The following is a 12,494-nucleotide window of genomic DNA, read 5'->3' as shown; positions in this document are numbered from 1 at the left end:
AGCGCAGCGCCGAGGCCGCCCGCGAGATCAAGAGCCTGATCGGCGCCAGCGTCGACAAGGTCGAGACCGGCTCGCGCCTGGTGTCGGACGCCGGTGCGACGATGAACGAGATCGTCGCTTCGGTGCAGCGGGTCAGCGACGTGATCGGCGAGATCACCACCGCCTCGAGCGAACAGAGCAACGGCATCGGCCAGGTCAACACCGCCGTCACGCAGCTCGACCAGATGACCCAGCAGAATGCCGCGCTGGTGGAGCAATCGACTGCCGCGGCCGAGAGCCTGCGCCAGCAGGCGCAGCGCCTGAGCGAAGCACTCGCAGGCTTCCGCCTCGCGGCGGCCTGATCCGGCTCGCTACTCGGCGGCGCGCCGCAAGGTCTCGACGACCGGGCGGCGCAGCACCTCGCGCAGGCCCCACCAGCCGGCGGCCAGCGCGAGCAGTGCACCGGCGATGCCGCCGGCCAGCGGCACCCACGGCGAGGGGTTCCAGCTGAACTCGAAGGCGTAGCGCGCCAGCGCCCAGCCCACCGCCACCGCGGCCAGCGAGGCCAGCACGCCGGCCAGCGCGCCCACGCCGAGCAGCTCGGCGCGCTGCACCTGGCCGAGCAGGCGGGCGCCGGCGCCCATCGCGCGCATCACGGCGTACTCCTTGGCGCGCGCCTCCCGGGTGGCCGTCACCGCGGCGAACAGCACCACCAGGCCGGCCGCCAGCGTGAATCCGAACAGGAACTCGACCGCGCGGATCACCTGGTCGAGCACACGCTGCACCTGGGCGATGGAGGCGGTGACGTCGACGTTGGTGATGTTCGGGAATTCGCGGCTGAGCGCGTTGTCGAAGGCCGCGCCGGCCTCGCGGCCGTCGGGCGCGCGAAAGGCGGCGATGTAGGTGGCCGGCAGATCGTCGAGCACGTCGCTCGGGAAGATCACGAAGAAGTTCACCCGCATCGAGCCCCAGTCGACCTTGCGCAGGCTGGTGATTCGCCCTTCGGCGGGCATGCCGGCGATGTCGAAGCGCAGCGTGTCGCCGAGCTTCACGCCAAGCGACTTCGCCAGACCTTCCTCGACGCTCAGGCCGCCGGCCTCGTTCGGTGTCCAGCGCCCGCCGTCGAGCTGGTTGTGCGGTGGCAGCGTGGCGGTGTGGCTGAGGTTGAACTCGCGGTCGACGAGGCGCTTGGCGCGCTCCTCGGCCATGTCCTCGGGGCGCACGCTCTGGCCGTTGATCGCCACCAGCCGGCCGCGGATCATCGGGTACCAGTCGTAGCGTGCGATGCCGGCATCCTTCAGCTTGCGCTGAAAAGCCTCGCCCTGTTCGGGCTGGATGTTGATCACGAATCGGTTGGGCGCATCCGGCGGCGTGGCCTGGCGCCAGCTGCCGATCAGGTCGGTGCGCAGCAGCACCAGCAGCACCAGCGCCAGCAGACCGACCGACAGCGCCGAGACCTGCAGCACCGCGAAAGCCGGCCGTGCAGCGATCTGCCGCGTGGCCAGCACCAGCCAGCGCGGCGCACGCGACTCCGGCACCGCGCGGCGCAGCGCCTGCACCGCAGCCCAGGACAGCAGCGCGAACAGCGCCACCGCTGCGGCGAAGCCGCCCACCGCGATCAGGCCCATCTTCAGGTCGCTGGACACCGCCATCAGCAACGCGACGAAACCCGCCGCACCGGCCGCCAGCACGGCCAGCGAGGCCGGCTTGAGCGCACCGACGTCGCGGCGGATCACCCGCAGCGGCGGCACGCGCGCGAGCTGCAGCACCGGCGGCAGGCCGAAGCCGAGCAGCAGCGTCATGCCCACGCCGAGGCCGAAGGCCGCCGGCCACCAGCCCACCGGCGGCAGCGAGCCGTCGACCAGCCCGGCGAGCAGCCACACGAACACGTGGTGCACCGCAAAGCCCAGCACGACGCCGAGCACGCTGGCCAGCAGGCCGACGCCGACGAACTCCACCAGGTAGAGCAGCGCGATGCGCCGCTGCGGCTGGCCGAGCACACGCAGCATCGCGCAGTCGTCGAGGTGGCGGCTGGCGAAGTCGCGCGCGGCGATGCCCACCGCGACCGCGGCCAGCAGCGCGGCCAGCAGCGCCACCAGGTTGAGGAATTTCTCGGCGCGATCGAGCGTCTGGCGCATCTCGGGCCGGCCGGTGGCCACCGATTCGATGCGGATGCCGCGCAGGTCGCGCTGCTTGATCTCGTCTTCCGCCCATTGCACGAAGGCGCGCACCGGCGCCTCGCTGGCGCCGGGCGCGGCCACTGCGAAGCGGTAGGTCACGCGGCTGGCCGGCTGGATCAGCCCGGTGGCCGGCAGGTCGGCCTGGTTCAGCATCACGCGCGGCGCGAAGCCGAGGAAGCCGGCGCCGCGGTCGGGCTCGATGACGATGATGCGCGCGATGCGCAGGCTGGCGTCGCCGAGCAGCATCGCATCGCCCATCTGCAGGCCGAGCGAGCTGAGGATGGCGGCGTCGACCCACACCGTGCCGGGTTCGGGCGCGGCGGCCAGCTCGCGGTCTTCGCCTCCCGGCGCGTCGGCCAGGCGCAGCTTGCCGCGCAGCGGATAGGCCTCGGACACCGCCTTGGCGGTGATCAGGCGCGTGGCGCCGCCCTTCTCGTCCGGGGCTCGGCCCATGGTTGGAAAGACGGTCGACAGCGCGTGCTTCAGGCCCAGCGCGGCGGCCTTCTCGGCGAAGCCTTCCGGCGGCGGCTTGTCGCTGGCGACGATCGCGTCGCCGCCGAGGATCTGCCGGGCGTCGCGGGCCAGCCCGCTGTTGATGCGGTCGGCGAAGAAGGCCACCGCCGTCAGCGCGGCGACGGCGAGCATCACCGCCACCACCAGCAGGCGCAGTTCGCCGGCGCGGAAGTCGCGCGCCATCTGGCGCAAGGACAGGGCGGCGAGCGAGGCGGAGGCAGGAACAGGCGTCGAGGACATGCCGGAGACTGTGCCACGACTCGCGCGCGGCACCCGAGCGTGAGGGAATGCGCAGCGCCGTTAAACCAGGAGGTCACCGAGGTGAGGTGGCTCGTTCTACATTCGCAGCCATGAGCAGCCTGCAATGCTTGCTGTACATGAGCCAGGCGACCCGCGCGATGTCGCCGGCGGAAATCGACCGCCTGCTGCAGGGTGCGCGCGAGCGCAACCGCCTGCGCGGCATTACCGGCGCCCTGCTCTACTACGACGGCCGCTTCGTGCAGGTGCTCGAGGGCGAGGCCGCGGCGGTCGAGCAATGCTTCGCCCTGATCCAGACCGACCCGCGCCACGAGCAGGTCACGGCGCTGCACCGCGGGCCGATCGAGGCCGCAGGCTTCCCGGAGTGGTCGATGCGCTACGTCAGCCTGGACGGGCCGGGTGACCGCGCGGTCGCCGCCTTCCTCGACCAGCTGCAGCGCCAGCCCACGCCCGAGAGGGTGAAACAGGCCATCACCCTGCTGCACCGCCTGGCCAGCACGGCGACCGAACCGCCGGCGCGCTGAACGCTGCGTGCAATCCCGCTGAGCCCGCCGCGAGCGGCGGCGGCGTCCAATCGAGGCATGGACTCGAACCGTCTGCCTTCGATCTTCGTCTCCCATGGCTCGCCGATGACGGCGCTGGAGCCTGGCGCAGCGGGCGCCTTCATGCGCGAGCTGGGCCCCCGCATCACCGAAGCCTTCGGCCGGCCACGCGCCATCCTGGCCGTCTCCGCCCACACCGCGGCGCGCGCGCCAGTGCTGCTGGCCGCCGATCGCCACGAGGCGGTGTACGACTTCGGCGGCTTCGATCCGGCGCTGTACACGCTGCGCTACGACGCGCCCGGCGCGCCGGCGCTGGCGGATCGTGTCGTCTCGCTGATGCATGCGGCCGGCCTGCCGGTGCACCTCAGCCGTGAAGGCGGCCTGGACCACGGCAACTGGACACCGCTGCGCTACATGTTCCCCGAGGCCGACATCCCGGTGCTGCCGCTGGCCTTCGTGCCGATGCAGTCGCCCGCGCAGCAGTTCGCGCTGGGCGAAGCGCTGGCGCCGCTGGCCGACGACGGCGTGCTGATCCTGGCCAGCGGCAGCATCACCCACAACCTGCGCCGGGTGTTCTCGACCGGCATGCGCGGGCCGTTGGATGCGCCGGAGATCGCCGAGAGCCGCGCCTTCCGCGACTGGATGGCCGCGCGCAGCGTGGAGCGCGACTGGGATGCCCTGCTTGCCTACCGCGAGCGCGCGCCGCATGCGGTGGACATGCACCCCACCGACGAGCACCTGCTGCCCTGGTACGTGGCCGCCGGCGCCGGCGGGCGCGAGGCGGCGCCGCAGCGCCTGCACGACAGCGTCACCTACGGCTGCCTGGGCATGGACGCCTATGCGTTCGGCGCCAATGCGCCGCTCTTGCTCGACTGATCAGGCTCGGCTGATCAGGCCAGGCTGATCAGGGCAGCGTGCCCACCACGCCGGCGCCGAGCCAGTTCATCTTCGCGATGGCGGCGTCGTCCATCGTGCCGCCGGCCTGGCGCTGGCGGCCGACGCTGTCAAGCAGCCGGCCGGAGAATGGCTCGAGCTTGCCGGCGATCACGGCCTTGCGCCGCGCCTCGAGCTGCGCGCGCAGCTCCTTCGGCAACTTCGGATCGATTGCGCTGAGCTGCACCAGGCCGTCCTTCATGCCCGCCCACACCGGCTTGGGCTGCCAGCGCCCGTCGATCACCGACTGCGCCACCTGCGTGTAGTAGCCGCCCCAGTGGTGGGTGACGGCGGCCAGCTGCGCATCGGGCGCGAAGGCTCTCATGTCGCTCTGGTAGGCGATCACGCGCACGCCCTTGTCCTTGAACGCGGCCTGCGCGGCCAGCGGCACGGCCGGCGAGCCGCTGTGGTTGGTCAGCACGTCGGCACCCTGGTTGATCAGCGTCTGCGCCGCCTCGCGCTCGCGCGCCGGGTCGAACCAGGCGTTCAGCCACAGCACGCGCACCTGCGCCGTCGGGTTGGCCTCGCGCATGCCGATGGCGAAGGCGTTGATGCCCTGCACCACCTCCGGTACGGGGAAGCCGGCCACGTAGCCCGCCACGCCCGACTTGCTGGTCTTGCCGGCCAGCCAGCCAGCGAGGTAGCGCGCCTCGTAGTAGCGCGCGTTGTAGGTGTTCAGGTTGGCTGCCGTCTTGAAGCCGCCGGCATGCTCGAACTTCACCTGGGGGAAATCGGCCGCCACGCGCAGCGCCGGCTCGAGGTAGCCGAAGCTGGTGGCGAAGATCAGCTGGTGGCCCTGGGCGGCCAGGTCGCGCATCACGCGCTCGGAGTCGGCACCTTCGGCCACCGCCTCCACGACCGTCGTCTTCACCTTCGCGCCGAGGGCGCGTTCCATTTCTCGGCGGCCGAGGTCGTGCTGGTAGCTCCAGCCGGCTTCGCCGACGGGGCTGACGTAGACGAACCCGACCTTCAGCGGGACGTTCGTCTGTGCAGACACAGTGGCGGTGAAGGGGGGACTCAGCAACGCAGCGGCAAGCGCGGCCGCGCGGGCGAGGTTTTTGTACATGGTGTTCCTCTACATGGCTCCGGAAGAAAAGGACAAAGCGGCAGGGAGCACTGCCGCTTTGCAGGCCGGATTGTCGCCGAGCCGCGACCAGCCAAGCCCGCGGTGGGAATACGGTCTACTTGCGAATAATTCTCATTTGCGGGAAGATGCCTGCAAAGGAGAATGGCGATGCCCCTGACCGACCGACACCTCACCGAAGAGCACGAGCTGCCCAGCGTCGAAGCCGTGCTGGCCGGAACGCTGGCGCTGATGACCGGCTATGCGCAGGCGCTGCAGGCCGAACTCAATCCCGAGCAGCGGCTGCTGATGGGCGCCAAGATCGGCCGCAACCTCGAGCTGCTGTCCCAGCACGTGGCGATGAGCGAGCCCTTCCAGCGCATCGCGCTCGGCCTGCGCGCGCGCTGGCAGCTCATGAGCGCCTGCACCGCGCAGTCGGCGCCGTGCGGCTGCGCCGCCAGCGCCACGCTTCACTGAGCGGCTGCGGCCGCCTCCTCGAAGGCCAGATCGAGCTGGTTGATCCAGTGCGACTTGGCACCGGCGTCGGCGAAGCTGGCCTCGAAGCTGTTGCGCGCCAGCGTGTAGGCCTCGCGGGCACCGAGCTGCGGCAAGGCGGCGAAGGTCTCGACGAAGTTCTGGTTGACGTAGCCGCCGAAGTAGGCCGGGTCGTCCGAGTTGACGGTGGCCTTCAGCCCGGCCGCCAGCAGCGCCGGCAGGTTGTGTTCGGCCAGTGACTTGAAGACGCACAGCTTGACGTTGGACAGCGGGCACACGGTCAGCGGCACGCCGTCCTTCGCGAGGCGGTGCAGCAACAGCGGATCCTCGACGCTGCGCACGCCGTGGTCGATGCGCTCGGCCTTCAGCACATCGAGCGCATTGCGGATGTACTCGGGCGGCCCTTCCTCGCCGGCATGCGCCACCACGTGCAGCCCGGCGGAGCGCGCCTTGGCGAACACGCGCGCGAACTTCTCCGGCGGGTGGCCGCGCTCGCTGCTGTCCAGGCCCACGCCGATGAAGTGGTGCCTGTGCGGCAGCGCCTCGTCGAGCGTGGCCAGCGCTTCCTCTTCGCTCAAGTGGCGCAGGAAGCACAGGATCAGCTTCGCGCTGATGCCCAGCTCCTGGTGGGCACGCCGGCACGCATGCTCCAGGCCCTGGATCACCGTGGTGAAGGGCACGCCGCGCGCGGTGTGCGTCTGCGGGTCGAAGAAGATCTCGGCATGCAGCACGTTGTCGGCCGCGGCGCGCTGCAGGTAGGCCCAGGCCATGTCGAAGAAGTCCTGCTCCTTGAGCAGGACGCTGGCCCCGGCGTAGTAGATGTCGAGGAAGCTCTGCAGGTCGGTGAAGGCGTAGGCCTGTCGCAAGGCTTCCACGCTGGGGTACGGCAGCGCCACGCCGTTGCGCTGGGCCAGCGCGAAGATCAGCTCCGGCTCGAGCGAGCCCTCGATGTGCAGGTGCAGCTCGGCCTTGGGCATGGCACGCAGCAGCGCGGGCAGACGCTCGCGCGCGATCGAATCGAAGGCGGTGAAGCTCATGGCAGGACTCCGAAGGTGATGCCCGACTCGCGCAGGAAGCGGCGGTAGGCGGCCGAGCTGCGGTCGGCGGCGCAATGCACTTCGCCGCTCGACAGCGGCAGGCGCTTCGGCCGCTGCGACTCCAGAACCGGCTGGTCCTGAGTGAAGATGGTGTGCTGGAAGGCGCGGATCTGCTCGTCGCTGGAGTCGAAGTCGGTCAGCGCCATGCGGAACCAGACGCGGCTGTGCTCCTCGTCGACCGGGCAGACGAACAGCGCGATCTCGTCGCGGTAGCCGTCCTGCTTCTCGGGCAGCTTGGTGAGCACGGCGCTCCAGGGCGAGGTGACCTCGTAGCGATAGTCGACCCAGCTTCCCTCGCTGGACAGCCGGTTGCTCTGCGGCTGCCAGGCGCGGCAGCCGCTGGCGACGAAGCCGGCGGCCGTGGGCTCGGTGCGGTAGTCGTCGAGCACCGTGTGGGCACGATCGCCCAGCCAGCCCTCGTGCACGAAGCCGAAGTGGGCGAGGTCGAGGAAGTTCTCGACGATGCGCGGCGCGCTGGCCGCCACCTCGTAGGGGCCGACATTGAGCTTGCGCAGCTTCGGATCGGCCTCGGCCGTGAAGCTCGGCAGCCTCGCCTCGGCCTCGAGATGCAGCCAGAGCAGGCCGTGTGCCTCGCTCAGGCGGTGGGTCGCCAGCCCGTGCGAATCGGGTGGCACGAAGGCGGGCAACGCAGGAACCGAGACACATCGGCCGGCGCCGTCGAATCGCCAGCCGTGGTACGGGCATTCGATCTGCCCCTCGCACACGCGGCCCAGCGAGAGCCGCGTGCCGCGATGCGGGCAGCGATCGGGCGCGGCGCGCGGCGTGCCCGCCGCGTCGCGCCAGAGCACCAGGTCGTCGCCGAGCACGCGCACGGCGACCGGCGCATCACCCAGCGCCGGTGCATCGAGCACCGGGTGGGCGAAGCGCCGTTCCGTGGTCACTTGTCTCCAGGAACTTTGCCTTCGACGCCCTTGACGTAGAACTTGACCCCGCCGAGGACCTTGTCGTCGGCGACCACGTCCTTGGCGAGCACCTCCTTGCCATCCTGGCCGACGATCGGGCCCTTCCAGATGGCGAAGCTGCCGTCCTTCAGGCCAGCCTTGACGGTCTCGACCTTGGCCTTGATGTCGGCGGGCACCTTGTCGGAGATGGACACGATGTCGATCGTGCCTTCCTTGACGCCCCACCACGAGGCCTCGTTGCCCTTCCAGTTGCCTTCCAGCGCATCACGCGTGGCCTTGATGTAGTACGGGCCCCAGTTGATGATCGCCGAGGCGAGGTGGGCTTCCGGCGAGTAGGCGCTCATGTCGCTGTCCCAGCCGAAGGCGTACTTCTTGGCCTTGCCGGCGGTCTGCAGCACGGCCGAGGAGTCGGTGTTCTGGAACAGCACGTCGGCGCCGCCGTTGAGCAGCGACTGCGCGGCCTCGGTCTCCTTGGGCGGGTTGAACCACTCGTTGACCCAGACGACCTTGGTCTTGATCTTCGGGTTCACCGACTGCGCGCCCATCGTGAAGCTGTTGATGTTGCGGATCACCTCGGGGATGGGAATCGAGCCGACCACGCCCAGCGTGTTCGACTTGGTCATCGCGCCGGCGATGATGCCGGCCATGTAGGCGCCCTCGTAGGTGCGGCTGTCGTAGGTGCGCATGTTCTCGGCCTGCTTGTAGCCGGTGGCATGCTCGAACTTCACGTCCTTGGCGTCGGCGGCCACCTTGAGCATCGGCTCCATGTAGCCGAAGGTGGTGCCGAAGATCAGCTTGTTGCCCTGGCCCACCATGTCGCGGAACACGCGCTCGGCATCGGCCGCCTCGGGCACCTTCTCGACGAAGCTGGTGACGACCTTGTCGCCGAACTCGGCCTCCACCGCCTTGCGGCCGTTGTCGTGAGCGAAGGTCCAGCCGCCGTCACCCACCGGGCCGACGTAGGCGAAGGCGATCTTCAGCGGCTCGGGCTTGGCCGGGGCGGCGGCCACCGGCGAGGCGGCGGGCGCGGCGGCCTGCGGCACGGGCTCTTCCTTCTTGCCGCAGCCCACCAGGGCGGCGGTGGCGGCGAGCGTGCTCCAGCCGGCCAGCTTGATCAGGGAACGCTTGCTGTGAAACGTCATGTCGACTCCAGGTTGAGATGCGAGGGAGCGGGAAAGCGGGAAATTATGAGGGCGGTCAGGACCCCGGGAAGAACGGCTTGCCGATCGAGGCCGGCATGTTCACCTTGATGAAGTTCGCGTTCCTCGAGATCAGCACCAGCACCACGATGGTGGCCACGTAGGGCAGCATGGTGAGGAACTGGCTGGGGATCTGCACGCCTTCTCCTTGCAGGTGGAACTGCAGCATGGTCACGCCGCCGAACAGGTAGGCACCGAGCAAGACACGTGCCGGTCGCCAGGTGGCGAAGGTGGTGAGTGCCAGCGCGATCCAGCCCTTGCCGGCGATCATGCCCTCCACCCACAGCGGCGTGTAGATCACCGAGATGTAGGCGCCGGAGACACCGCACAGCGCGCCGCCCACCACCACCGCCAGCAGCCGGATCCTGCGCACCGGGTAGCCCAGCGCGTGCGCCGACTCGGGCGATTCGCCGATGGCGCGCAGCACCAGCCCGGCGCGCGAGCGGTAGAGGAACCAGGCGATGGCGATGGTCAGCAGCACGGCCAGGTAGACCATCGGGTGCTGCATGAACATCGCCGGGCCGAGAAAGGGGATGTCGGCCAGGCCGGGGATCTCGAAGTGCGGCCGCTCGGACAGCTTCTCCTGCGTGTACTGGATGCCGGCGAAGGCCGAGAAGCCGGTGCCGAACAGGCTGAGCGCCAGGCCGGTGGCGTACTGGTTGGTGTTCAGCCAGATCACCAGCACGCCGAAGGCCGCGGCCAGCAAGGCGCCGGCACCCGCGCCGGCCGCGAAGGCGAGCCAGTCGTTGCCGGTGTGCACCGCGGTGGCGAAGCCGGCGATCGCCGCCACCAGCATCATGCCTTCGGCACCGAGGTTGACGATGCCGGCGCGCTCGTTGATGAGCAGGCCGAGCGCCGCGATGGCCAGCACGGTACCGGCGTTGAAGGTGGCGGCCAGCAGGAGTGCGAATGCGTCCATCTCAGGCCTCCTTCGGGGTGCTGGCGGCCACCGCCTTGGCCGTACGCGGCTGCGCGGGTTTCCAGCGGATGCGATAGGCGATGAGCGTGTCGCAGGCGAGCAGCGTGAACAGCAGCAGGCCTTGGAACACGCCGGTCAGCGACTTGGGCAGGCCCAGGCGCGACTGCGCCAGCTCGCCGCCGATGTAGAACATGCTCATCAGGATGGCTGCGAAGATCGCGCCCACCGGATGCAGGCGGCCGACGAAGGCGACGATGATGGCCGCGAAGCCGTAGCCCGCCGGCACGTGCGGCGTGAGCTGCGCCAGCGGCCCGGCCACCTCCAGCGCGCCGGCCAGGCCGGCCATGCCACCGGACAGCAGCAGCGCCATCCACAGCGCCTTGCGCGAGGAGAAGCCGGCGTAGCGCGCCGCCGCCGGCGCGAGGCCGCCCACCTGCAGCTGGAAGCCGGCGTAGGTGCGGAACAGCAGCACCCAGAAGGCGAGCACAGCGGCCAGCGCGATCAGCAGACCGATGTTGACGCGGAAGCCGTCGACCAGCCGCGGCACCTGCGTGCTCTTCAGGAAGGTGATGGTCTGCGGGAAGTTGTAGCCCGCCGGGTCCTTCCAGGGGCCGTAGACGAGGTAGCCGAGCACCATGTCGGCCACGTAGACCATCATCAGGCTGACCAGGATCTCGCTGGCGTTGAAGCGGTCGCGCAGCAGCGCCACGACGCCCGCCCACACCATGCCGCCGACGACGCCGGCCAGCAGCACGGCGATCACGAACCAGCGGCCGGTCTCCGGCCCGGCCTGCATGGCCATGCCGCCGGCGAAGATCGCGCCGATGACGAACTGCCCCTCGGCGCCGATGTTCCACACGTTGGAGCGGAAGCACACCGCGAGACCGAGCGCGATCAGCAGCAGCGGCGTGGCCTTCATGGCCAACTCCGACAGCGCGTAGGCGCTCTTCACCGGCTCGACGAAGAACACCTGCAGACCGCGCACCGGATCCTTGCCCAGCGCCATGAACAGCAGCGTGCCGATCACCACCGTGATCGCCAGCGCCAGCAGCGGCGAGGCGATCGACATCACCCTGGACGGCTCGGGCCGCGCCTCAAGCTTCAGCATGGCTGGCCTCCTTCGCGGCGGTCTTGTTCCACAGGCCCGACATCCACTCGCCGATCATCTCGATCGTCGCCTTCGAGGTGTCGATGCTCGGTGACACACGACCTTGGGCGATCACCACCAGCCGGTCGCAGATCTCGAACAGCTCGTCGAGCTCCTCGCTGACCACCAGCAGCGCGCAGCCCTTGTCGCGCAGCGCCAGCAGCTCGCCGCGGATCTGCGCCGCCGCGCCGACGTCCACGCCCCAGGTGGGCTGCGAGACGATCAGCAGCTTCGGGTCGGCGTCGATCTCGCGGCCGACGATGAATTTCTGCAGGTTGCCGCCCGACAGGCTCTTGGCCGCCGCCTGCGGCCCGCCGGCCTTGACGTTGAAGCGCTTGATCAGGCTCTCGGCCAGCGCCTTCACCTCGCCGGTGCGGATCCAGCCGGAACGGTTCACCGTGCCCGTGCGGGTGAGCAGCGTGTTCTGCGCCAGCGAGAGCGTGGGCACCGCGCCGCGGCCGAGCCGCTCCTCGGGCACGAAGTGCAGGCCTTCCCTGCGGCGCTTGCGCGGCGAGTCGTGGGCGATGTCCTGGCCGAACAGCTTGACGGAGCCGGCCGGTGCGCGAAGGTCTTCACCGGAGAGCGCGGCCATCAGCTCCTGCTGGCCGTTGCCGGAGACGCCGGCAATGCCGACGATCTCGCCGGCGCGCACCTCGAAGCCGATGTCGGAAAGCGCCGTGGAGAAGGGGTCGGCCTTGGGCACGGTGAGACCCTTGACCTCCAGCACCGTGCCGCCGAGCTTGGCCTGGATGTGCTGCAGCTGCGGCGGCTCGGCGCCGATCATCAGGCGCGACAGGCTGGCATTGGTCTCCTGCGTCGGGTCGACCTCGCCGGTGACCTTGCCGCCACGCAGCACCGTGCAGTGGTGGCACAGCGCGCGGATCTCGTCGAGCTTGTGGCTGATGTAGAGGATGGAGCAGCCTTCGTTGGCGAGCTGGCGCAGCGTGACGAAAAGCTTGTCGACGGCCTGCGGCGTGAGCACCGAGGTGGGCTCGTCGAGGATCAGCAGCTTGGGGTTCGTCAGCAGCGCGCGCACGATCTCCACCCGCTGGCGCTCGCCGACCGACAGCGTGTGCACCGGGCGCAGCGGGTCGACGTCGAGGCCGTAGCTCGCCGCCACTTCGTTGATGCGTGCGATCACCTGGGCCAGCGTCAGGCTCCTGTCCAGGCCCAGCCAGACGTTCTCGGCGGCGGTGAGCGTGTCGAACAGGCTGAAGTGCTGGTAGACCATGCTGATGCCGAGCTG

Annotated in this window: 12 protein-coding genes; 4 read left to right on the top strand and 8 right to left on the bottom strand. The window is 70.0% G+C overall.

Translation table 11 applies throughout. From position 1 onward, the window contains the following. Positions 1–341: methyl-accepting chemotaxis protein (locus tag AB7U92_RS10500; protein ID WP_428576141.1), on the top strand; the 341-nt coding region annotated here is incomplete at its 5' end. Between the two features lie 9 nt (positions 342–350). Here AB7U92_RS10500 and AB7U92_RS10495 read toward each other — a convergent pair. After that, positions 351–2,912 carry an ABC transporter permease gene (locus tag AB7U92_RS10495; RefSeq protein ID WP_428576140.1) on the bottom strand — a complete coding sequence of 854 codons (2,562 nt, stop codon included), beginning with the start codon at positions 2,910–2,912 and terminating at the stop codon, positions 351–353. A gap of 110 nt (positions 2,913–3,022) precedes the next feature. On the opposite strand from AB7U92_RS10495, the gene AB7U92_RS10490 reads away from it, so the two are divergent. Both AB7U92_RS10490 and AB7U92_RS10485 read left to right on the top strand, forming a co-directional pair. Further along, positions 3,023–3,454: a BLUF domain-containing protein gene (locus AB7U92_RS10490; RefSeq protein ID WP_428576139.1), complete on the top strand. Its 432-nt coding sequence runs from the start codon at positions 3,023–3,025 to the stop codon at positions 3,452–3,454. A gap of 57 nt (positions 3,455–3,511) precedes the next feature. Next, entirely contained in the window at positions 3,512–4,348 is an 837-nt protein-coding gene (locus AB7U92_RS10485) for a dioxygenase family protein (RefSeq protein ID WP_428576138.1), read from the top strand. Between the two features lie 28 nt (positions 4,349–4,376). On the opposite strand, the gene AB7U92_RS10480 is transcribed toward AB7U92_RS10485, so the two are convergent. Continuing rightward, positions 4,377–5,471 carry a BMP family ABC transporter substrate-binding protein gene (locus AB7U92_RS10480; RefSeq protein WP_428576137.1) on the bottom strand — a complete coding sequence of 365 codons (1,095 nt, stop codon included), beginning with the start codon at positions 5,469–5,471 and terminating at the stop codon, positions 4,377–4,379. Between the two features lie 168 nt (positions 5,472–5,639). Here AB7U92_RS10480 and AB7U92_RS10475 point away from each other — a divergent pair, with 168 nt between their 5' ends. Beyond that, on the top strand, positions 5,640–5,945 hold the full coding sequence (locus AB7U92_RS10475) for a hypothetical protein (RefSeq protein ID WP_428576136.1): 306 nt from the start codon (positions 5,640–5,642) through the stop codon (positions 5,943–5,945). On the opposite strand, the gene AB7U92_RS10470 is transcribed toward AB7U92_RS10475, so the two are convergent. The 6 genes from AB7U92_RS10470 to AB7U92_RS10445 form a co-directional block, all read right to left on the bottom strand. Then, positions 5,939–7,000 carry an adenosine deaminase gene (locus tag AB7U92_RS10470; RefSeq protein ID WP_428576135.1) on the bottom strand — a complete coding sequence of 354 codons (1,062 nt, stop codon included), beginning with the start codon at positions 6,998–7,000 and terminating at the stop codon, positions 5,939–5,941. The two genes, AB7U92_RS10475 and AB7U92_RS10470, sit on opposite strands and share 7 nt — an antisense overlap. Beyond that, a complete protein-coding gene (locus AB7U92_RS10465; protein WP_428576134.1) occupies positions 6,997–7,962 on the bottom strand; it encodes a Rieske 2Fe-2S domain-containing protein in 966 nt (321 codons plus the stop codon). The genes AB7U92_RS10470 and AB7U92_RS10465 overlap by 4 nt, the downstream gene beginning before the upstream one ends. After that, the gene (locus AB7U92_RS10460; RefSeq protein ID WP_428576133.1) at positions 7,959–9,125 is read right to left on the bottom strand and encodes a BMP family ABC transporter substrate-binding protein; all 1,167 of its coding nucleotides are present in this window, start codon (positions 9,123–9,125) and stop codon (positions 7,959–7,961) included. The genes AB7U92_RS10465 and AB7U92_RS10460 overlap by 4 nt, the downstream gene beginning before the upstream one ends. A gap of 55 nt (positions 9,126–9,180) precedes the next feature. Next, complete coding sequence (locus tag AB7U92_RS10455; protein WP_428576132.1) at positions 9,181–10,101, bottom strand: ABC transporter permease; 921 nt, start codon at positions 10,099–10,101, stop codon at positions 9,181–9,183. A gap of 1 nt (position 10,102) precedes the next feature. Then, positions 10,103–11,209, bottom strand: a complete 1,107-nt coding sequence (locus AB7U92_RS10450; RefSeq protein ID WP_428576131.1) for an ABC transporter permease — start codon at positions 11,207–11,209, stop codon at positions 10,103–10,105. After that, positions 11,196–12,494: ABC transporter ATP-binding protein (locus AB7U92_RS10445; protein ID WP_428576130.1), on the bottom strand; the 1,299-nt coding region annotated here is incomplete at its 5' end. The genes AB7U92_RS10445 and AB7U92_RS10450, both read right to left, overlap by 14 nt.

Origin of the sequence: Piscinibacter sp. (assembly GCF_050175855.1) — a bacterium.
Classification (GTDB): domain Bacteria; phylum Pseudomonadota; class Gammaproteobacteria; order Burkholderiales; family Burkholderiaceae_C; genus Piscinibacter.
Note: the sequence above shows the minus strand (reverse complement) of the source record. Positions and strands in the feature narration are given on the sequence as shown.